Annotated in this window: 21 protein-coding genes and 1 tRNA gene; 9 read left to right on the top strand and 13 right to left on the bottom strand. The window is 63.4% G+C overall.

Translation table 11 applies throughout. The features are described 5' to 3' along the window. The 6 genes from AC72UB_RS00285 to AC72UB_RS00260 all read left to right on the top strand — a co-directional run bounded on the left by AC72UB_RS00285 (position 1) and on the right by AC72UB_RS00260 (position 5,648). Positions 1–933: a glycosyltransferase gene (locus AC72UB_RS00285; RefSeq protein ID WP_505188010.1), complete on the top strand. Its 933-nt coding sequence runs from the start codon at positions 1–3 to the stop codon at positions 931–933. A gap of 48 nt (positions 934–981) precedes the next feature. Beyond that, positions 982–1,827, top strand: a complete 846-nt coding sequence (locus AC72UB_RS00280; RefSeq protein WP_505188009.1) for a sulfotransferase family protein — start codon at positions 982–984, stop codon at positions 1,825–1,827. 4 nt (positions 1,828–1,831) lie between these two features. Beyond that, positions 1,832–2,998: a DegT/DnrJ/EryC1/StrS family aminotransferase gene (locus AC72UB_RS00275; protein WP_505188008.1), complete on the top strand. Its 1,167-nt coding sequence runs from the start codon at positions 1,832–1,834 to the stop codon at positions 2,996–2,998. A 35-nt stretch (positions 2,999–3,033) separates the two neighbouring features. After that, the gene (locus tag AC72UB_RS00270) at positions 3,034–3,711 is read left to right on the top strand and encodes a sugar transferase (protein ID WP_505188007.1); all 678 of its coding nucleotides are present in this window, start codon (positions 3,034–3,036) and stop codon (positions 3,709–3,711) included. A 267-nt stretch (positions 3,712–3,978) separates the two neighbouring features. After that, a complete protein-coding gene (gene mbfA, locus AC72UB_RS00265; protein WP_505188006.1) occupies positions 3,979–4,956 on the top strand; it encodes an iron exporter MbfA in 978 nt (325 codons plus the stop codon). Beyond that, a complete protein-coding gene (locus AC72UB_RS00260; protein ID WP_505188005.1) occupies positions 4,956–5,648 on the top strand; it encodes a nitroreductase family protein in 693 nt (230 codons plus the stop codon). Before mbfA ends, AC72UB_RS00260 begins: the two co-directional genes overlap by 1 nt. Before the next feature lie 3 nt (positions 5,649–5,651). Here the strand turns inward: AC72UB_RS00260 and AC72UB_RS00255 are convergent, their stop codons facing one another. Genes AC72UB_RS00255 through AC72UB_RS00245 form a run of 3 tightly spaced genes read right to left on the bottom strand, consistent with a single transcriptional unit; the run spans position 5,652 to position 7,888 of the window. Beyond that, positions 5,652–6,110 (bottom strand): YaiI/YqxD family protein, encoded by a 459-nt coding sequence (locus tag AC72UB_RS00255; RefSeq protein WP_505188004.1) that lies wholly within the window; start codon positions 6,108–6,110, stop codon positions 5,652–5,654. 9 nt (positions 6,111–6,119) lie between these two features. Next, on the bottom strand, positions 6,120–6,950 hold the full coding sequence (fghA, locus tag AC72UB_RS00250) for an S-formylglutathione hydrolase (RefSeq protein WP_505188003.1): 831 nt from the start codon (positions 6,948–6,950) through the stop codon (positions 6,120–6,122). Further along, the gene (locus AC72UB_RS00245) at positions 6,947–7,888 is read right to left on the bottom strand and encodes an AEC family transporter (protein WP_505188002.1); all 942 of its coding nucleotides are present in this window, start codon (positions 7,886–7,888) and stop codon (positions 6,947–6,949) included. Before AC72UB_RS00245 ends, fghA begins: the two co-directional genes overlap by 4 nt. Positions 7,889–8,079: 191 nt before the next feature. On the opposite strand from AC72UB_RS00245, the gene AC72UB_RS00240 reads away from it, so the two are divergent. Genes AC72UB_RS00240 through AC72UB_RS00230 form a run of 3 tightly spaced genes read left to right on the top strand, consistent with a single transcriptional unit; the run spans position 8,080 to position 10,476 of the window. Further along, positions 8,080–9,351 (top strand): flavin-containing monooxygenase, encoded by a 1,272-nt coding sequence (locus AC72UB_RS00240; RefSeq protein WP_505188001.1) that lies wholly within the window; start codon positions 8,080–8,082, stop codon positions 9,349–9,351. Between the two features lie 29 nt (positions 9,352–9,380). Beyond that, positions 9,381–9,797, top strand: a complete 417-nt coding sequence (locus tag AC72UB_RS00235; protein WP_505188000.1) for a RidA family protein — start codon at positions 9,381–9,383, stop codon at positions 9,795–9,797. Positions 9,798–9,801: 4 nt separating this feature from the next. Then, the gene (locus AC72UB_RS00230) at positions 9,802–10,476 is read left to right on the top strand and encodes a DUF1028 domain-containing protein (protein WP_505187999.1); all 675 of its coding nucleotides are present in this window, start codon (positions 9,802–9,804) and stop codon (positions 10,474–10,476) included. Positions 10,477–10,482: 6 nt separating this feature from the next. On the opposite strand, the gene AC72UB_RS00225 is transcribed toward AC72UB_RS00230, so the two are convergent. From AC72UB_RS00225 to leuC, 10 genes are all read right to left on the bottom strand, one after another. After that, the gene (locus AC72UB_RS00225; protein ID WP_505187998.1) at positions 10,483–12,168 is read right to left on the bottom strand and encodes an amidase; all 1,686 of its coding nucleotides are present in this window, start codon (positions 12,166–12,168) and stop codon (positions 10,483–10,485) included. Next, complete coding sequence (locus tag AC72UB_RS00220) at positions 12,165–13,196, bottom strand: agmatine deiminase family protein (protein WP_505187997.1); 1,032 nt, start codon at positions 13,194–13,196, stop codon at positions 12,165–12,167. Before AC72UB_RS00220 ends, AC72UB_RS00225 begins: the two co-directional genes overlap by 4 nt. Positions 13,197–13,300: 104 nt before the next feature. Then, positions 13,301–14,662 carry a chromate efflux transporter gene (chrA, locus tag AC72UB_RS00215; RefSeq protein WP_505187996.1) on the bottom strand — a complete coding sequence of 454 codons (1,362 nt, stop codon included), beginning with the start codon at positions 14,660–14,662 and terminating at the stop codon, positions 13,301–13,303. Positions 14,663–14,807: 145 nt separating this feature from the next. Beyond that, positions 14,808–14,884, bottom strand: a tRNA-Pro gene (locus AC72UB_RS00210). Between the two features lie 55 nt (positions 14,885–14,939). Beyond that, on the bottom strand, positions 14,940–15,806 hold the full coding sequence (locus AC72UB_RS00205) for a DMT family transporter (RefSeq protein ID WP_505187995.1): 867 nt from the start codon (positions 15,804–15,806) through the stop codon (positions 14,940–14,942). A gap of 47 nt (positions 15,807–15,853) precedes the next feature. Beyond that, positions 15,854–16,960: a 3-isopropylmalate dehydrogenase gene (gene leuB, locus AC72UB_RS00200; RefSeq protein ID WP_505187994.1), complete on the bottom strand. Its 1,107-nt coding sequence runs from the start codon at positions 16,958–16,960 to the stop codon at positions 15,854–15,856. Positions 16,961–17,021: 61 nt separating this feature from the next. Continuing rightward, positions 17,022–18,056, bottom strand: a complete 1,035-nt coding sequence (locus AC72UB_RS00195; protein WP_505188387.1) for an endonuclease/exonuclease/phosphatase family protein — start codon at positions 18,054–18,056, stop codon at positions 17,022–17,024. 8 nt (positions 18,057–18,064) lie between these two features. Beyond that, positions 18,065–19,003 carry a hypothetical protein gene (locus tag AC72UB_RS00190; RefSeq protein ID WP_505187993.1) on the bottom strand — a complete coding sequence of 313 codons (939 nt, stop codon included), beginning with the start codon at positions 19,001–19,003 and terminating at the stop codon, positions 18,065–18,067. A gap of 168 nt (positions 19,004–19,171) precedes the next feature. Continuing rightward, complete coding sequence (gene leuD / locus AC72UB_RS00185; RefSeq protein WP_463289895.1) at positions 19,172–19,777, bottom strand: 3-isopropylmalate dehydratase small subunit; 606 nt, start codon at positions 19,775–19,777, stop codon at positions 19,172–19,174. Positions 19,778–19,787: 10 nt separating this feature from the next. Further along, on the bottom strand, positions 19,788–21,203 hold the full coding sequence (leuC, locus tag AC72UB_RS00180; RefSeq protein WP_505187992.1) for a 3-isopropylmalate dehydratase large subunit: 1,416 nt from the start codon (positions 21,201–21,203) through the stop codon (positions 19,788–19,790). Positions 21,204–21,372 lie beyond the last annotated feature (169 nt).

Genomic DNA, 21,372 nt, shown 5'->3' with positions numbered 1-21,372 from the left:
ATGGCAACCCGCACAGCCCTCTCCTCCCGCCCGAGCGTCGGCATTTTGCTGACCACCTATAACGGAACCGAATTCCTCCCCGCGCAATTGGACAGCCTGCTTGCACAGACCGGGGTGTCCTTGCATGTCTATGTCTTCGACGACTGCAGCTCTGACGCGACAATGGATCTGTTGCGCCGCTACGCCGCCGATCACCCAGACCTGTTCAGCCTGACAGAAAACCGGCCCAATTCTGGTGGAACCGGGCTCAATATCCTGCGCAATCTTCCAACTGTGCCCGACAGTCACGACTTCTACGCGCTGGCCGATCAAGACGATGTTTGGCTCCCGCAGAAGCTTGCACGCGCCGTCGAGATCTTGTCGCAAGATGGCACCGGCCTTTATTTCTCGGACCTTCAGGCATGGGACGGCCAAGATGGCATGCTTGGCACGGTCCGCAAGGCAACACCCCTTGCGGCGCGTGACCATCTGCTCGGCGGCGGAAGTGCGGGTTGCACCTATGTGATGTCCGCCGCCTTCTTTGCCCATCTGAAGGCGCGGTTCGCGGCGGTTGACCTCGGCGGGGTCCGGCGCATCTCGCATGACTGGATCATCTATTTCCTTGCGCGCCATGACGGGTTCGGCGTCAGCTCGTCTCCCGATGCGCTGATCCACTACCGCATCCATCCCGACAGTCAGTATGGCGGCATGTCCCTTGGCGGGCTTGGCGCAATTCGGCGCAAGTTGAAGATGCTTCAGGCGGGTTTCTTGCGCGATCAGACGGCCAATACGCTGAAGTTCGCCCGCGAAGGGACCGAGGAACGCGCCATCCTCGTGGCTTTTCGGAAGGGGCGATTGCAGCGTCTTGGCATCTTGGCGCGTTACCGCTTCTCACTCGCGCGCAGCCGTTCCCGGCTGCTGTCGCTCTTGGTTGCCGCCCTATTCCTTTACTAGTCTTGCCGATCCCTTTTTGCCGTTGCCGACATTTAGAAAGCCAGACCTTTGTCACACAGCCCCATTTTCATCATCGGCGCCGCGCGGTCGGGCACGAAATTCCTGCGCGACTGCTTGCTTGGCGATCCGCGCATCTGCGCCGTCCCCTATGATGTGAACTACATCTGGCGCTACGGCGCAGCTACGGGAAGCGACGATGTCCTGACGCCCGAAGGGCTGGACCCCCGGCGCAGCGGCTTTATCCGCACGGCGATTGCGCGTCAGGCGCGGCTCAAGCCGGGCGGTATCCTGTTGGAAAAGACGGTGTCGAACTCGCTGCGGGTGCCCTTCGTCGATGCCATCTTTCCCGAGGCGCGTTACATCCATCTTGTGCGCGATGGCCGCGACGTGGCCACAAGCGCCATGAAAGAATGGGTGAGCCCGCCTGACTATGGCCGCCTCTTGAACAAGCTCTGGCGTATTCCGGTTGCAAGCATCCCCTATCTTTTTTGGTACGCCCGCAAATCCGTTCTGTCCCGCCGCAGGTCAGCGGGCGCGCGGGTCGCCGTCTGGGGGCCGCGCTATCCCGGGATCGAGGCGGATGTGAAGACCCGCTCCCTTGCTGAGGTCTGCGCTCTGCAATGGCAAAAATCGGTTGAACACGCGCTGGCCGATCTGGCGCGCCTACCTGCGGATCGCGTGCATACCATCCGCTACGAAGACCTTGTGGCCGACGGTGCCGAAATTGGCCGCCTTTCATCGGCGCTGGGTCTGGATGTGCAGGGGGTCACCGCAGCGTGGCAGGCGACCGTCAGTCCGGGTCGCAAGCGGGCCTTTTCGGCCGCCGAACAGGCCACCCGGGACGACATCGAGAAGGTTCAGTCCACCACATTAGGGACGCTTGGATATATTTAAGGGAGTGCATGATTTGATCAATTCCGTTCCATTTTTCCGGCCCTCCATCGGCGCGCGCGAGATCGAGGCGGTGACCGCCAGCCTGCGCTCCGGCTGGCTGACAACTGGCCCCGCCGCCAAAGCTTTCGAAGCCGAGTTCTGCCTAAAGATCGGTGGCGCCACAGCGGCCGCAGGGCTGCACGCCATCGCCGTGAACTCTGCAACTGCCGCGCTGCACCTCGGTCTTGAGGCACTTGGCATCGGGCCGGGAGACGAGGTGATCGTCCCAACGCTCACCTTCACCGCGACCGCCGAGGTGGTGCGTTACCTTGGTGCCAAGCCTGTTCTGGTTGATATCGACCCCGACACGCTCTGCATTGACCCGAATGCCGTCGAAGCCGCGATCACAGACGCGACCAAGGCGATCATGCCTGTCCATTTTGCAGGCCGTCCCTGCGACATGACCCGGCTGCGCGCCATCGCAGACCGGCACGGCCTTTATATCCTTGACGATGCCGCCCATGCGCTGCCCGCCTTCCATGCGGGCCACCACATCGGCACCGCCTTTGCCGATGCCACGGCCTTCAGCTTCTACGCCAATAAGACCATGACAACGGGTGAGGGCGGTATGCTGGTCACGCGTGACCCGAAGATTGCCGAACGGGCACGCATCATGCGGCTCCACGGGATCGACCGCGACGTGTTCAACCGCTTCACAGACAACAAGGCCTCCTATCTCTATGACGTCGTGGCGCCCGGTTTCAAATACAACCTCACCGACCTCGCCGCCGCCATGGGGCGCGTGCAGCTGGACCGGCTGGAGGAGTTTCTGCACAAGCGCGAAGCCGTCAAAGCCCGCTACTTTGAACGGCTAGCCCACTTGCCGCTGATCCTTCCGCCCGAGGCCGCAAGGGGTGATGTCCATTCGTGGCACCTCTTTGTCATTCAGCTTGCACTGGCGGCCAAGGTGACGCGTGACGAACTCGCGCGGGCACTTCAGACCCGCAACATTGGCATTTCGCTGCATTACCGCCCGCTGCACCGCATGACCTATTGGGCAGCGTTCACCCACGCGCGCTTCCCTGCCGCGGACGCCTATTTCGACCGCTGTCTGACCCTGCCGCTCTTCATGGATATGTCGGAAGCCGAGGTCGACTATGTCGTGGCTGCGCTGACCGAGATTCTGTCATGATGGTCCGTCTTTTCGACACGCTCTTCGCGTTCGCGGTGCTGGTGCTGACCGCGCCGCTGCTGCTGGCCACGGCAGTGGCGATCAAGCTGTCCTCTCCGGGACCGGTCCTTTACATGGCCAACCGCGTCGGAAAGGATGAAAAGCCGTTCCGTATGTACAAGTTCCGGTCGATGCATGTCGACAGCGGCGGGTCCGAGATCACGGCAACCCATGACAACCGCATCTTCGCCGCTGGAAAGATCATCCGTGACCTCAAGCTTGATGAGCTTCCCCAGATGCTGAACGTTATCATGGGCGAGATGTCTATCGTCGGCCCGCGCCCGGAATCGCCCGCGATCGTTGCCGCACATTACGCCCCTTGGATGCACGAGTCGCTAAAGGTCTTGCCCGGTGTCACCTCACCTGGCGCGATCTTTTATTACACCCATGGCGACGACCTTCTGGATGGGGATGACCCCGAAGCCGCTTATGTGGCGAACCTCCTTCAACCCAAGCTGGCGATTGACATCGCCTATTCAAACCGCGCTTCGTTTTGGTCGAATGTTTTTGTGATTTTCCATACAGTTGTCACCATCATTGCGAAGTTTTTTGGTTTAAAGGTTGGTCCGCTCGCCCGTGATTTGGTGGCAAGCAAGCAATTGCTCCACAGGTCAGCGGCGTTGCAAACACCTGAGCCGAAGTCGAACCCAGATGCGCAGAAACAGATGCCTTAGACGCACGCCACGGCCAAGTCGCGACTGGCTGATGAGGGGCGCAGCCAACCCCTGACTATCACACGGGGGTCCGCCCCGAAGACTGCCACTTGCACGGCTGCCCTCTACCGCCTGGCCCGCAAGGCAAGGCTGGACCTTTGGATCATCTTCCGCACCCTCATCCGCCGCAAAGGCCGCCATTGATCCCCATCGCCTGCGGCGTCGCAGCCCTTTTCATTTCCGCCGCCGGGGTCTTTACTGCACCAAGGTCGTTTCAGGAGACCTTCCATGCTGTCTGCCATTTCCTCCCGCCGCCGGTTTGCTGATCTGTCCGAACAGGAAATCCTCGCGCTTGCGATTTCCTCGGAAGAGGATGACGCCAGCATCTACCGCACCTATGCCGAACGCCTGCGCCCCGATTATCCCGCCTCTGCGGCGGTGTTTGACGGCATGGCCGCCGAAGAAGACACTCACCGCCGTAAATTGATTGACCTGCATCAGGTGCGGTTCGGTCAGGTCATCCCCCTGATCCGCCGCGAACATGTTGCGGGCTTTTACGCGCGCAAACCCGTCTGGCTTAACGAAACGCTGGGCCTTGACGCGATGCGCGCCGAGGCTCGGGCGATGGAGGAACAGGCGGCGAATTTCTACAAACGCGCGGCGGGGCATACCTCGGACGCGGCCACCCGCAAACTCTTGGGCGATCTCGCAGCGGCGGAAACCAGCCATGCCAGCCACGCCCGCGCGCTGGAAGCCACCCATCTTTCCGGCTCTGAAAAGGACGATGAAGACGCTGGCGCGCGGCGGCAGTTCATTCTGACATGGGTGCAACCCGGCCTTGCGGGGCTGATGGATGGATCTGTCTCAACCCTTGCCCCCATCTTCGCCACCGCCTTTGCCACCCAAGACACCTGGACCACCTTTCTGGTCGGCACAGCCGCCTCGGTTGGCGCTGGCATCTCGATGGGCTTCACCGAAGCCGCGCATGATGATGGCGTTTTGTCGGGCCGCGGCAGCCCGTGGAAACGCGGCCTTGCCTCGGGCGTGATGACCACCATCGGCGGCATGGGCCACGCGCTGCCCTACCTGATCCCCGATTTCTGGACCGCCACCATCATCGCCATGATCGTGGTGTTTGTGGAGCTTTGGGCCATCGCATGGATCCAGAACAAGTTCATGGAAACCCCCTTCGTCCGCGCCGCCTTGCAAGTGGTTCTGGGCGGTGCTTTGGTCTTTGCCGCCGGGGCGTTGATCGGAGGGGGCTGATGTATCGCAAGGGAGAGGTTCGCTATCAGGCTTTGGCGCTGCCCGACCGGGTGCAAAAGCCCAACGATCAGGCGCTGGCCGATGCGCTGGCCTTCCGCGACTACATGAAAAAACGCCACTCGGTGCGCCAGTACTCCACCCAACCCGTGCCGCAAGACATCATCACCGCCTGTATCGAGGCGGCCTGCACCGCCCCTTCCGGCGCCAATCACCAGCCGTGGCATTTCGTGGCCATCTCAAACCCGGCGATGAAGACCCAGATCCGCGAAGCCGCCGAAGAGGAAGAGCGCGCCTTTTACTCTGGCGGTGCGGGCGATGAATGGCTTGCCGCGCTGGAACCCATCGGCACCGGCGTTGACAAACCCCACCTGACCGAAGCCCCGTGGCTGATCGTGGTCTTTGCCCAACGCTTCGGGCTGACCGAGGACGGCACGCGCTACAAGAACTATTACGTGCCGGAAAGCGTGGGCATCGCCACGGGCATGCTCATCACCGCGCTGCATCAGGCGGGGCTGTGCTGTCTGGAACACACGCCGAACCCGATGAAGTTTCTGCCCGCGCTGTGTGGTCGGCCAGACCAAGAAAAGGCCGTGATGATCCTGCCGGTCGGCTGGCCCGCCGCAGATGCCACAGTGCCCGCCGTGGCCAAACGCAAAAAGCCGCGCGATCAGGTGCTGTCGGTGTTCGAATAGTCTCTATTCGGCCTGTCGTGCCTTGGACGCCCTGACCTCACGCTCCAGCACATCAAGAAACCGCGACCGATCCGCCTTGGAAAACGGCCGCCCGCCGCCTTGGCGGAAGGGGTCTGCCGACCGCAGGTCTTGCATCAAATCGCGGGTTGCCAGCGCCATGCCGATGTTGGTGCCATGCAGCACCTCGCCATTGTGCTTCACCACCCGCGCACCCTTTTCCACGCATTTCGCGGCCAAGGGGATGTCCCCCGTCACCACCACATCGCCCGGCACGCAGGCCTCGGCAATGTGCTTGTCGGCCTCATCCGGCCCGGCAGTCACATAGACGCTTTCCACCAGCGGGTTCAGACTGGGCCGGATGCCACCATTCGACACCAGCACCATCCGCACCCCATGCCGGGTTGCCACCCGCTCGGCCTCTTCCTTGACCGGGCAGGCGTCAGCGTCGATCCAGATTACCACGCGCGCGCCTCAGGCATGCAATGCCGCCCCGTGAAAGGCCATATGCTCTTCCATAAAGGTCGAGACGAAGAAATAGCTGTGATCATAGCCCTTTTGCATGCGGAACGTGCCACCCTGCCGCCGCTCGGCCATGGCCCCGGCCAAGGCCTCGGGGCGCAACAGGTCAATGAACTGATCCGCCGTGCCCTGATCAATCAGCATCGGCCCGTCAAAGCCGCGCTTTTTCATCAACAGTGTCGCATCATGCGCGGCCCAAGTGGTCTCATCCGTGCCGAGATAGGCCGTGAACTGCTTGCGGCCCCAATCGCTGGCCGTCGGATTGCAGATCGGCGCAAAGGCCGAGACCGACCGGAACCGCCCCGGAAAGCTCATCGCAATCGTCAGCGCCCCGTGACCCCCCATTGAATGCCCGGTGATGGCCTGAGAGTCCTCTGCCAAGGGAAAGGCGTTGAACAACAGGCGCGGCAGCTCATCCGTCACATAATCCCACATGCGGAAATGCGGCTTCCACGGCGCTTCGGTGGCGTTGACGTAAAAGCCCGCCCCTTGGCCCAGATCATAGGCGGCGTCATTCGCCACCCCCTCGCCGCGCGGGCTGGTGTCGGGAAAGACCACCGCCACGCCCATCTCGGCGGCCCAACGCTGCGCGCCCGCCTTCACCATCGCGTTCTCATGCGTGCAGGTGAGGCCTGACAGATACCAGATCACCGGAACCTCATTGGTCTCGGCCTCTTCGGGCAGGAACAGCCCAAAGGTCATGTCACAACCCGTAACCTGCGAGGCATGAGAGTAAACCCCCTGCACGCCCCCAAAACAGCGGTTTTCCGAAACGGTTTTCATAGCTTCCCCACCAAAGGCCCCAACAGGGCAATGACTGCCGTGACTGTCAGCACCGACACTGCCGTTGATATCAGAATCGAGGTGGACACGCGCTGCGGCGCCACCCCGTAATGCTGGGCCAGAATGAACACATTCCCCGCCACCGGCAAGGCAGCCGCCGCAATCATCACGCCCGCCGCATAGGGCTCCACGTCAAAGAGCCACAGCGCCGCCACGGCCACGGCAGCCGGATGCAGCACCAGCTTTGCAAAGGACAGCCAGACCGCCACGCCCACCCGGTCCGGGTTCTTGCCCGCCAAAGACGCGCCAATCGCAAACAGCGCGCACGGCGTCGCCGCCGCCCCCAGCGTTGTCATGAATTCGTTCACCGGCACCGGCAGGGCCCAGCCGGTTGCCCCCCAAGCCAGACCCAGAACCACCGACACGATCATCGGGTTGCGGAGCAGCCCCATCACCAGCCCGCCCAGCATGGCCAGCCCCACCGTGCCGCCGCGCAGGCCCGTGATGATGAGCGTCAAGACCGTGGAAAACACCACCAGATCCACCGCCAGCACCATCAAGACCGGCCCCACCGCCTGCGGCCCCAGCAACAGCGCCAGCATCGGAATTCCCAAGAACCCCACATTGCCAATGACCCCGGTATGCGCCTCAAACACCGCCTCTTCGCGGCCCGTTCCGCGCAGCAAGGCTGCCCCCCCCACCAGCGCCCAGATCAGGGCCGAGGCCAGCAAATAAGCCCAGACAAACCCCCATGAGAACACATCTGACAGGTCCAGATTGGCGGCAAAGCCGAACAGCATCGCCGACAGTGCAAAGTAAAAGACGAACTTGGTCAGATAGCCCGTGGCTTCGGCACTGAAAAACCGCATCCGCCCCGCAGCATAGCCAAGGGCGATAATCGCAAAGAACGGCAGGGTTTTCAGAAAGATCGCAAGCATGGGTCTTTGGTGTCATGCGACGCGGCCAAGGGCAAGCCCACAGCGTCAGACCCCGCCGCTCCCGCGCTGACTGCCTCGGCTTTTCCTAACCCAAGCATCCAAATCTATGACTTCCCCTTTCGCCAAGATTGTTCGACTGTGGCGCAAACTCTGGGGTGCGTTGCGCCACCAGACATTCGGGGGGTGCGAAGATGGCCATTGAACACACAGACACGCTGGTCGTCGGCGCGGGCCAAGCCGGCGTCGCGATGAGCGAGCATCTTGGCGCGCAGGGCATCCCGCATCTGGTGCTTGAGCGCAGCCGCATCGCCGAACGCTGGCGGTCTGAACGCTGGGATTCACTGGTCGCCAATGGCCCGGCTTGGCACGACCGCTTTCCGGGGATGGAATTCGAAGACTTCGCCCCTGATGAGTTTGTGCCCAAAGAGAAACTGGCCGATTACTTCGAGGCCTATGCCCGCAAAATCAACGCCCCCATCCGCTGCGGGGTCAACGTGACATCGGTCACCCGCCAGACCGGAAAGCCGGGCTTCTTGGTGGAAACCTCGGCCGGCCAGATTGAGGCGAAGCGCGTGGTTGTTGCCACCGGCCCCTTCCAGAACCCCCAAATCCCGGCCATCGCGCCAAAGAATGACAGGCTCTTTCAAATCCACTCCGCCCGCTATCGCAATCCCGCCCAATTGCCCGACGGCGCGGTGATGGTGGTCGGCTCTGGCTCCTCAGGCACCCAGATTGCCGATGAGCTGAACCGCGCTGGCCGCAAGGTCTATCTCTCGGTCTGCCCGCATGGTCGGCCCCCCCGCGCCTATCGCGGGCGTGATTTCACTTGGTGGCTGGGCGTTTTGGGCCTGTGGGATCTGGAAACCATGGTGCCGGGACAAGAGCATATCACCATCGCCGTCAGCGGCGCCTATGGGGGTCGCAACATCGACTTTCGCGCGCTGGCCCATGCCGGGATCACCCTCGTCGGCATGACCCAAGGCTTTGACGGCAACAAGGTGACCTTCCAGCCAGATCTGGCCGAAAACATTCAGCGCGGCGATGAAAACCTGATGGGCCTTCTCGACGCCGCCGATGCTTGGGCCACGCGCAACGGCGTTGACCTGCCGCCCGAGCCTCAGGCGCGGCAGATCCCGCCCGACCCCGATTGCCTGACCCATCCGCTGCGCGATCTGGACCTTGCCGCCGCTGGCGTAACCTCAATCATCTGGGCCACCGGCTTTACCCAAGATTTCAGCTGGCTCAAGGTTGATGCCTTCCATGAAAACGGCAAACCCCGGCACCAGCGCGGCGTATCGTCTGAGCCCGGCGTCTATTTCGTCGGACTGCCGTGGCTGTCGCGCCGGGGCTCCGCCTTTATCTGGGGCGCTTGGCAAGATGCCAAACACATCGCGGGCCATATTGCCACCCAGCGCAGCTATCTGCAGTATCACGACGCACAGGCGGGCCGCCCCTCGGCCTAACCTCCCCAACCTTCACAGCAGGACCGGTCATGGCCCATTATCGCCACCGCAAGTTCAACACCAAAGAGACCTACCCCGAGCAAAAGCTGGACAATGACCTCTGTCAGGCCGTTGTCACCATGGGCGGGCGCACGATTTACCTGCGCGGCCAGTGCCCGCAAAATCTGGATGACGCCAAAGACATCGGCAGCCACGACCCGGTCGAGCAGACCCACAAGGTCATGCAAAACATCCAGCAATTGATCGAAGAGTGCGGCGGCAAGATGGAGCATCTGGTCAAGGTGGTGGTCTATATCACCGACGTCCGCCACCGCGAGGCGGTCTACCGCACCATGGGCGAATACATCAAAGGCGTGCATCCGGTGTCGACCGGGCTGGTGGTCAGCGCCCTTGCGCGGCCCAACTGGCTGGTGGAAATCGACGGCACCGCCGTGATCCCGGATTGATCTGATGACCTTTTCGCTCGTCGCGCGCTGCGCAGAAACCGGCATGTTCGGGGTGGCGATCTCGTCCTCCTCCCCCGCTGTGGCGGCGCGCTGTTCATATGCGCGCGCGGGCGTCGGCGCGGTGGCCAGCCAAAACATCACCGACCCCACCCTTGGCCCCCTTGCGCTGGACCTGATGCAAGATGGCGCCACGGCCGCGCAGGCGATTGCCCGCATCAAGGCAGACAGCGCCTTCATCGACTATCGGCAGGTTCTGGTGATTGACGCGGCAGGCGGCACCGCCATCCATTCCGGCCCCAACGCGCTGGGCATCTGGGCCGAGGCGCAGGGCCGCGATGTCGCCTCGGGCGGCAATCTTCTGGCCAATTCCGGCGTCCCGCAGGCCATCGTCGCGGGGTTCGAATCCTCGACCGGCCATCTGGGCGACCGCCTGATCGCTGCCATGCGCGCCGGTGTCGCGGCGGGGGGCGAGGCCGGGCCAGTCCACTCCGCAGGGCTGCGACTGGTGGACAAAGTCAGCTGGCCCGTCGCCGATCTGCGCTGCGACTGGACCGACGATTGCCCAGTTGAGGCACTCGCCAGCCTTTGGGACATCTACAAACCCCAGCTTGCCGCCTATGTGCAACGCGCGCTGGATCCGCGTGCGGCCCCCTCTTACGGCGTTCCGGGCGACGAATAGCCCGCCTTACGGGCAGCGCGGCGCGGGCTTGCGATACTGCCCGGTCGCCTCAAAAGCGCAGGCCAGTTGCAGCAGCGCCAGATCATCCCAGCCGCGCCCGGCAAAGGTCAGGCCCGCAGGCATGCCGATATCGGCCATGATCCCCATCGGCACCGTGACCGTGGGAATCCCCAAATGCCGGATCGCCAGATTGCCGTTTGCCACCCAAACCCCATTGCGCCACGCCAGATCGGCCGAGGCGGGGTTCACGTCTGCATCCGCCGGGCCAACATCCGCCGCCGCCGGAAAGGCCACGGCATCCAGACCCAGCCCGTCCATCCAATCCTCAAGATCCGCCTTGCGCGTGGCCTCCAGCCCGGCAAACCCCTCGGCCAAATGCGGGATGTCGCGGAAATCGCCGGGCGGGTTGGCACGGGCATGGTCCGGGTAATGCGCGATGTCGTCGTCAAAACCCGTATACCGATCCGGCAGCGCGCCGGGCGGTTGCGGAAAGATCCGCGCGCCGTCGACCTGCGCCAGACGGTCCAGCCCCGGCTGGCCATTCGCCGCCAGAAAATCATTCCACGCCCAGACCGACAGATCGACAATCTCGCGCTTGAGGTAAGCCGCGCTCACCAGCCCGCGGGTATGAATCTTCGGCGCGCCGGGGCGGTCGCCCTCATAGTTCGTGATAACGGGAAACTCCGTCACAATTACCTCGGCCCCCGCCGCCTCCATCGCCGCCCGCGCCTGATTGACCAACGCCAGAATTGACGCGCGGGTCTCAATCCGCTGCCCCGTCGGCCCACCGATTCCGGGGCTATCGCCCGTCCCGGCCAGCGCGTCAGCGTTGACATACATCGCCGGAATCCCAATCCGCTTGCCGCGCAGCGACGCCCGCGCCGCAAGCGCGGGATAAGACGCTGGCCGATGCGCCGATGCCGCTGGAATCGCCACCCAATCCTGCATTCGCCACAGATCGCCGCGCGGGTTCGGGTCATCGGCCACGATGGCGTCCAACACCTCCAGCATATCCGCCATCGACCGCGTGTGCGGCACGACCACATCCATCGTCGGCACCAAGGGCCAGTTGCCGCGCACCGAGATCACCCCCCGCGACGGCGTATAGGCACAAAGCCCGTTGTTCGCCGCAGGTGCCCGGCCCGAGGACCACGTCTCCTCGGCCAGACCAAAGGCGGCAAAGCTGGCCGCCGTCGCACTCCCCGACCCGTTGGACGAGCCTGAGGCAAAGGCGGCAGTGAGCCAATCGGCCGAATAGGGACTTTCCGCCCGCCCATAAAGCCCGCGCTGCATTCCGCCATTGGCCATCGGCGGCATATTGGTCAGCCCGATCAGCACCGCCCCCGCCGCGCGCAGCCGGGCAATCGCAAAGGCATCATCCGTGGCGACCAGATCGGCAAAAGCGGGCGAGCCTGCGGTGGCCGGAAGCCCCCGTACCTTGTAGCTCGCCTTGGCGGTATAGGGGATGCCGTCCAGCGGCCCCAAAACCGCCCCGGCCTCGCGCCGCGCATCTGACGCACGGGCATCAGCCTCGGCTTCGTGGTTCAGCACGGGTACCGCGTTCAGACACGGCCCGGCGCTGTCATAGCGCGCAATCCGCTCCAGATAGGCCCGCAACAGCCCAAGGCTGGTGTCCCGCCCCGTCTCCAGCGCCGCGCGCAGATCGGCGATGCTCGTCTCGACAACCGTCATTTGGTCTTCCGCACCGGTTGCTGCTGCGTGATGCAATGCACCCCGCCGCCCCGCGCAAAGAGCTCGCGCGCGTCCACCGTCACAACCCGGCGGCCCGGATAGGCGGCGGCCAGAATGTCGCGCGCCCGCGCATCGGCCTTGGCCTCACCAAAGCCGCAGGCGATCACCCCGTCATTGACGACCAGATGGTTGATATAGCTCCAGTCCACAAAGTCATGCCCATCGCGCAGCGTCTCGGGCGCGGGCACGTCGATGATCTCGAACCGCCGACCCTTGGCATCGGTCGCCGCGCTCAGCAGGTGGCGAATGTCCTGCATGGTGCGGTGATCGGGATGGCCGGGGTTTGGCTGGCTGTGCAGCAAAACCTTCCCCGGCGCCGGAAAGGTCGCGACAATATCCACATGGCCCCGCGTGCCAAACGTCTCATAATCGCGCGCCAACCCCTTGGGCAGCCAAATTGCTTTTTCCACACCCAAGGTGCGCGTCATCTCCGCCTCGACCCGGCCCTTGTCGGCATGGGGGTTGCGGTCGGGGTCAAGCTGCACCGTCTCGGTCAACAGGATCGTGCCCTCGCCGTCCACATGCAGCCCGCCGCCCTCGTTGACCAACAGCGAGGACACCACCGGAACCCCTGCCAGCCCGGCGACAAAGGCGCCAAGCCCGCGGTCATGCGCGGCGCTGGTCCATTCCCCACCGCCCCAGCCGTTAAAGATCCAGTCCACCGCCGCCAGATTGCCAGCGGCATCATGCACAAAGGTCGGCCCGGTATCGCGCAGCCAGAAATCGTCGATCACCCGTTCGACAATCTCGATGCCCGACCCCAACATCCGCTTGGCCCGCGCCATCTCGGACGGATCAACGATCATCGTCACCGGCTCAAACTCGGCAATGGCATGCGCCACGGCTGTCCACGCCGCATAGCCCGCCTCGCGCGCCGCACTCTCCGCGCCCAGCGTTTCGCCCTCTCGCGGGAAGGCCATCCAGATCCGGTCTTGCCGGAAGGTCTCCGGCGGCATGGTCCAAGTCATCTCAGTCTCGACAGTCCAAAGGGTGAAAGGAAGCGGGGCAAACCTGCCCCGGTCGGGGCCGAAAGAAAAGCCCTTTCGAGGGCCGCCCTCGTCAGCACAAACCCTCAGACCAACCCCAGCGCGTGCAGCCCCAGCCCCAACGCCGCCGCCCCGCCCAAAACCTGCGCCAAACCCAGCCGCAGCCCGAACACCGCCCAAAGCGCCAGCCCCGTCAGCCCGGCCGCCGCCCAGTTGACCGTGGCCAAGACCGGCACCTCAAGGCTGACCAGACCCCACTCCACCCGCGTGACCTCTTGCCATATCACATGCACGGCAAACCATAGGGCAAGGTTCAAAATCACCCCTACCACCGCCGCCGTCACCGTGGCCAGCGCCGAGGCCAGCGCGGCATTGGCCCGCAGCCGCTCCATGAAGGGGGCGCCCAGAAAGATCCATGCAAAGCAGGGCGCAAAAGTCACCCATGTCGCCAAAAGCCCGCCCAAACTGGCGGCCCACAAAGGCTCGGCCCAGCCAGCTTCGCGCAGCGCGGCCATAAAGCCGACGAACTGCAGCACCATGATCAACGGCCCCGGCGTGGTCTCGGCCATGCCCAGCCCGTCCAGCATCTCGCCCGGTTGCAGCCAGCCATAGCCGCCCACCGCCTCTTGCGCGACCCAAGCCAGCACCGCATAGGCCCCGCCAAAGGTCAGCACCGCCATCTGCGAAAAGAACGTGGCGATGTCGGTGAACACGCTGCCCGGTGCGGCCAGCATCAACACGCCCACCGGCACCAGCCACAGCGCCAGCGCGGCCAGCCCGGCCTGAAACGCCCCGGTGCGCGCAGCAGCGTCACCGCCTGCCGCGCCCAAAAGGGTCACCGCATCATCGACATGGCTTTTGTCGCCCGCCCCATGGCCACCCCCGGCCTGAAAGGCGGTCCACCCCGCCTTGGCCGCGGTCCACCCCAGCACCGCCGCCCCGGCAACGATCAGCGGAAACGGCACCCCAAAGGCAAAGATCGCCGCAAAGGACAGCGCCGCCACCCCCCGCATCGCCCACCCCTTCAGCGCCCGCTTGCTCAGCCGCACCACGGCCTGCAACACCAGCGCCAGCACCGCCGCCTTCATCCCGAAAAACACCGCCGAGACAAAGCCGACATTGCCCCAGATCGCGTAAACCCAGCTCAACCCCATGATTGCCAGCACGCCGGGGAGGATAAACAACAGCCCCGCCACCAGCGCGCCCCGCACCCCATGCATCAACCAGCCGATATAGGTCGCCAATTGCTGCGCCTCGGGTCCGGGCAACAGCATGCAAAAGTTCAACGCATGCAGAAACCGCCCGTCCCCCAGCCAGCGCTTTTCCTCGACCAAAATCCGATGCATCACCGCAATCTGGCCCGCCGGACCGCCAAAGGACAGGGCGGCAATCCGCGCCCAAACCCATGTCGCCTCGCGCAGGGTCGGATAGGCGTGCGGCTGGGTCATCATCTCATCCATGGCTGGGCGGCATGGCTTACACCATCGCAAGGCCCCGATCTGGCCGCAACCTCTCGCAGGGTTCGGCAACAGAAACATGTCAGCGCCCATACCGCGCCCAACATCTTCAAGATCTCTGATTTCGGGATTTTACTGGTCGGAGCGAGAGGATTCGAACCTCCGACCCCCTGCTCCCGAAGCAGGTGCGCTACCAGACTGCGCTACGCTCCGACCGTGGGGCGGGGGTTACTCTGTCGCGCCACACTTTGCAAGAGGGCGCGGCGCATCAATTCGGCGCGGCGGCGGTGTTGCTGCGGGTCAGAATGAACAAGCCCGCCGCGATGATAATGCTGATGCCGACAATCATCATCGGCGTCATCGCCTCATCGAACAAAAGCCAGCCCAGAATCGCGGCCCAGATGATCTGCGAATACTGCATCGGCGCCACAATGATCGCGGGCGCATTGCGATAGGCCATGATGATCAACAGCCCACCGACAAACAGCTCCAGCCCCATAAGACCGGTCAGCGCCCAATGCTCTAGCGGCATCGGCACCCAGACGCTGGGCATCACCACGCCCACCGCCAAAAGCTGCGCGACAGCCGGATACAGCATCAAGACCCCCGGCGATTCGACGCCGCCCACCTTGCGCAGGATAATGTAATTCACCGCCCCCAAGCTCGCGGCCACCAGCGCCGCCAGATGGCCAAGGCCCAGCTCTGTCTCGCCCCCCGGCTGCAACGCGATCAGCACGCCCGCAAACCCCGCCGCAATGGCCAGACCGCGTCCAAGGCCCATCGGTTCACCCAGAAGCGGCACCGCAAGGCCTGCGATCATCAGGGGCATCAGGAAGAACACCGCATAGCTTTCCGCCAGCGGCAGCACCGAAAAGGCATAGGCCCCGATCGTGCCATTCAGCAGACCCGCCACCACCCGCACCGCCGTCAGACCGGGATAAACCGGGCGCAGCCCACCTTTGCCCGACAGCCACTGCTGCACCAAGATCAGCGGCACAAACACCAGCCCGGCGCAGAACAACACCTGCAAAGGGCTGTAGTCGGGGCCGAAAAACTTGATGGTGACGTCATACAGGCAATACAGCCCCATCGCCGCCATGCCGAAAAACGCGCCGCGCAGATGGGTGTTTATCATCGCCTGTCCTGCAAAGAAAACGGCCCCCGCGTGGGGGGCCGAAGCTGTTAAAGGCTGGCGTCCAGCGCGGCGATGATCGCATCGCCCATCTCGGTGGTCGACACCGGGGTTCCGCCCTCGGGGCCCATCAGGTCCGCCGTGCGCACGCCATCGGCCAGCACCTTTTCCACGGCCTTCTCAACCCGCGTCGCATCCTCGCCCATGCCGAACGAATAGCGCAGCGCCATGGCAAACGACAGGATGCAGGCAATCGGATTCGCCTTGCCCTGACCGGCAATATCGGGGGCCGAGCCATGCACCGGCTCATAGAGCGCCTTCGGGCGGCCATTGGCCATCGGCAGACCAAGGCTGGCCGAGGGCAGCATGCCCAAAGACCCGGTCAGCATCGCCGCCATATCCGACAGCACATCGCCAAAGAGGTTGTCGGTGACGATCACGTCAAACTGCTTGGGCCAACGGCACAGCTGCATCGCGCCGTTGTCGGCATACATATGGGTCAGCTGCACATCCGGGTATTCGCGGTCATGCACTTCCTGCACGACTTCACGCCACAGAATGCCCGATTCCATCACATTGGCCTTCTCCATCGAGCAGACCTTGTTGTTCCGCTTGCGGGCCAGCTCAAACGCCGACCGGGCAACACGGGCAATCTCGCTCTCGGTATAGCGCTGGGTGTTGATGCCGACCCGCTCATTGCCCTCTTTGAAAATCCCGCGCGGCTCGCCAAAGTAAACGCCGCTGGTCAATTCGCGGACGATGACAATATCCAGACCCGCGACAACCTCTTTCTTCAAGCTTGAGAAATCGGCCAGCGCGTCAAAGCACTGCGCCGGGCGCAGGTTCGAAAACAGGTCCATTTCCTTGCGCAGGCGCAGAAGGCCGCGCTCGGGCTTCACGCTGAAATCCAGCACGTCGTATTTCGGCCCGCCCACGGCACCCAAAAGCACCGCGTCCACCGCTTGGGCCTTGGCCATGGTGTCGTCATGCAACGGCGTGCCGTGCTTGTCATAGGCGCAGCCGCCGACAAGATCTTCGCTCACGTCAAAATGGACGCCGCGCTTGGCCCCCATCCAGCCGATGATCTTTTTCACTTCGGCCATGACTTCGGGGCCGATGCCGTCACCGGCAAGGATAAGAAGGGAAGGGTTGGCCATCGGGCGCTCCTGCAAGATTGGTTGCGGTTGGCCTAGCCAAAGGGGCGCGCAGGGTCAAGCGTCAGGGCAGCGCCAGATCCACCCAAATCGGGGAATGGCGTGACGCCGCGGCAAGTGTCGCCGCCATTGTGTCACTGTCGGGCGGCCACAGCACCGCCGCAGCCCGCATCGCCAGATCAGCCGAGGGCAAGATCATACTCACCCGCAACCCGCCCAAGCCGTCATAAAGTGCGGTATCCAGCGCCGCATCACCGGCCTGCCCCGGCTCCATCCGGCCATGATCGCCGCGCGGTTGGGGGTCTTGCAGGGCAGGGTGGGCCAGCAGCGCGCGCAGCGCCTTCGGCCGACCGTCGCCATCCATCGGATCAAGGCTCGCCTGCCCCAAGATCACGAACGGCCCCTCAGGCGGCGGCATCGGCAGCCCGCCCTCCAACATCCGCAGCCAAAACGCCGCCTCATCATGGTTGCGCCGCCCGTTGCGGTCTTCTGGCCCGTCAAACACCGGGGGGCTGGCATAGAACACCAAAAGCCGCAGGCTGTTCCCCCCCGGCAGCACAATCGGCACCTCATAGGCCCCGGTTGTGTGCAGCCGCTGAAGATCGCGGGCCGGGTCATCTTCGGGCATCAGATTGCCCGGCAGATCCGCCCACAAAAACCCGCTGAAATCGCGGACATCTGGCCCAATCGGCAGCCGCGACAGCACCGCAATCCCGCCCTCACCCGCAAAGCGGCCCCAACCTTGGGCATCGCGCGGCTCACCCAACTGTCCGTTGCGGTCCAGATCGCGGCCCGTCGGCACCCCGGTGTTCGGCCTTAACGCCAGACGATAGGGATAGGCCGCGCCCGCCGCCGCCAACCGCCGCTCCAACGCATCCAGCGCCTCACACCGCAGGTCGTAATCCACCCCGGTCAGGACCAGCACATCGGCATTCAACGCGGCTATCACCGCCACCACGGCGGCGCGCTGCGGTGGCAGATCCTCTTTCCTCAGATCATGCAGCAAAAGCCCCGGACCTGGGGCGGAAAGATCGGCATTATAGGTGGCAATCCGCAGCACATCAGCCTGCGCGGCCAAGGCCCAAAGCCAGAGCGCCAGCGCCGCCGTCAGGCCGCCGCCAACCCCTCGCGCGCGACCTGCGCCCGGTTGGCCCTGCGCCGCTCGACAATCATGTCGGCCACCCGCGCCATCGCAATGCCGCGCATGAACAGGCTGGCAGGAAGAAAAGCCCATGCGGTTATCGTCCAGATCAGGGTTTGCGACGAGGTCATCGACAAAGGCTCAAACCCGCTGGACGAGATCATCACCACTGCCGGGGTCAAGAATGGCAGCAGAAAGCCTAACGCAATGTTAACGCGCGCATCCCGTTGCAGGCGCATCACCACATCGCCGCCCGTGGTCGGATCAAAGGTCGGCAGGTTCGTCCACACATTGAACGCCCGCCCGCGCGACGGCCAGTTGCCCGACTTCAGCGCAATCAAAAACACCGCCAGCGACACCAGCGAGATCAGATAGGCCATCCCCGCCGCCGTCCGCACCGAGGCGACCTGCTCGGGGGATGCCCCCTGCGCCATCATCAGCGTCGCCAGCCGCACCGGGCTATAGGGGAAATCCATCGACACCCCAATCAACGTGCCCACCGCATCGGTGAACTCGGTCAGGGTCGAGGGCATGATCTTGCCCCGCTCAATCGTCGACAGGAAAAACACCGTCGCAAACAGCATCAAGAACCGGATGCGGTTAAAGGGCGGGGCATCGCGGAATTCTACAAGGCTGGGATAGGTCGAATTGTATTCAACAAAGGTCAGCAGACCCAAAAACAGCGCCACCAGCGCCACCATCTGCTTGGTGTCGGTCGTCACGTCCATCAACAGCATCGAAGGCGTTGCCACCAATACCATGATCAGGACCGCGCGCGTCAGCGCACCTGTCAGTTGTGAAACCACTGCCTTCTCACCCTCAAACCGGTCGAAGCTGGTGCTTTGCCAACCTCTTGTTCCGATGTTGTCCCGCGCTTTATGGCGGATTGCCTCAATCTTGCCCAATTTGTGCCTTCTTTCGACGAATCCCGCAATCAGTTGTTCCAATATGAAGGCGCAGTTGGGCGATTTCGGGGAAGGGGTGTCGCCGGATTGCATCAAACTTGGGGTCAAAAGAAGGCCGCCCTGATTGTTTCCAACCGGGCGGCCCAAGATGTTGTGGCTATTGGCTTATCACGCCCAGGGGCGCAGCGTCGCAACCTTTGCCTCAAAGCTGTCAATTGCGGCGGCCTTTTCCAGCGTCAGACCGATATCGTCCAACCCGTTCATCAGGCAATGCTTGCGATGCGGGTCCACCGCAAAGCCAAAGGACTGCCCGTCCGAGGTGGTGACCGTCTGCGCCTCAAGATCCACCGTCACGCGGGCATTCGCCCCTTTGCGCGCATCGGCCATCAGCACATCCACCTCAGCTTGCGGCAGGATGATGGGCAAAATCCCGTTCTTGAAGCAGTTGTTAAAGAAGATATCGGCAAACGAGGTGGAGATCACACAGCGAATGCCGAAATCCAAAAGCGCCCAAGGCGCATGTTCGCGCGACGATCCGCAGCCGAAATTGTCGCCCGCCACCAGAATCTCCGCACTGCGATAGGCGGGCTGGTTCAGCACGAAATCGGCAACCTCATTGCCCTCGCGGTCAAAGCGCATCTCGTCAAACAGGTTCTTGCCCAGACCAGACCGCTGAATCGTCTTCAGGAACTGCTTGGGAATGATCATGTCCGTATCGATGTTGACCAAGGGCATCGGTGCGGCAATGCCGGTCAGTTTGGTGAATTTTTCCATGATCTGATCCTTACACCTTTTCGCCCATCATCTCGCGCACATCGGTCAGATGACCGGTGATCGCGGCAGCCGCGGCCATGGCCGGGCTCATCAGATGGGTGCGGCCCTTATAGCCTTGCCGCCCCTCAAAGTTGCGGTTCGAGGTGGAGGCGCAACGCTCCCCCGGTGCCAGCTGGTCCGGGTTCATGGCCAAGCACATCGAGCAGCCCGCCAAACGCCACTCAAAGCCCGCATCGATGAAGATCTGCGCCAGACCCTCTTCTTCGGCTTGGGCGCGCACAAGACCCGACCCCGGCACAACCATCGCCCGCTTGACCGCAATCTTCTTGCCCTTCAGCACAGCTGCAGCAGCCCGCAGGTCTTCGATCCGGCCATTGGTGCAAGACCCGATGAACACGGTATCAATCTTGATGTCGGTCAGCTTCTGGCCCGGCATCAGACCCATATAGTCGATCGACCGCGCCGCAGCCTCAACCTTGCCACCGGCAAAGCTTTCGGGCGCAGGCACGGTTCCGGTGATCGGCAGCACATCTTCCGGGCTGGTGCCCCAGGTTACGACGGGGGCAATATCCTCGCCCTTGATCGTCACCACCTTGTCGAAATGCGCGCCCTCATCGGTGAAGAGGGTCTTCCAATAGGCCAGTGCGGCTTCCCACTTGGCACCTTTCGGCGCGTGCGGGCGGCCCATGCAATAGGCAAAGGTTTTCTCATCCGGCGCGATCAGACCAGCACGCGCGCCGCCCTCAATCGCCATGTTGCAAACGGTCATCCGGCCTTCCATCGACAATTCGCGAATCGCCTGACCGCAATATTCGATGACATAGCCGGTGCCGCCCGCCGTCCCAGTTTCACCGATCACGGACAGGGTGATGTCCTTGGCGGTCACTCCGGGGCGCAATGACCCGGTGATCTCCACCTTCATGTTCTTGGCCTTGCGCTGAATCAGCGTCTGGGTGGCCAACACATGCTCCACCTCTGACGTGCCAATCCCATGCGCCAAGGCACCAAAGGCGCCGTGCGTGGCGGTGTGGCTGTCGCCGCACACCACGGTCATGCCGGGCAGGGTCCAGCCCTGTTCCGGGCCAACGATATGCACGATGCCCTGACGCACGTCCGACACCGGGTAATAGTTGATGCCGAATTCCTTGGCATTGGTGTCCAGCGCGGCCACCTGCACACGGCTGTCCTCGGTCATGGTCGCGGCATTGGCGCGGTCCAGCGTGGTCGGCACGTTGTGGTCCGGCACCGCGATGGTCTTTTCGGGCGCGCGCACCTTGCGGCCCGTCATCCGCAGCCCTTCAAAGGCTTGCGGGCTGGTCACTTCGTGGACCAAATGGCGGTCGATATACAGCAGGCAAGTGCCGTCATCGGCCTGATGGACAACGTGATCGTCCCAGATCTTGTCGTAAAGTGTGCGCGGAGCCATGGCTCATCCCTTTTGGAGTTGGCTGTGATTGAAGAAAACGACCGTAGGGTGCGCTTCATGCGCACCACACATCAAAGTCGTGCAAGGACAGACCGATCCAAAGCGGTGAACCGCCAAGGCAGGCGATCGTGATCGGCAATGTCGAAAAAGCGGGTCATGTCCCGCGATA

Origin of the sequence: Allotabrizicola aquatica (SeqCode) (assembly GCF_965194375.1) — a bacterium.
GTDB lineage: Bacteria > Pseudomonadota > Alphaproteobacteria > Rhodobacterales > Rhodobacteraceae > Tabrizicola_A > Tabrizicola_A aquatica.
The sequence above is the reverse complement of the archived record's forward strand: the minus strand, read 5'-3'. Positions and strand labels throughout refer to the sequence as shown.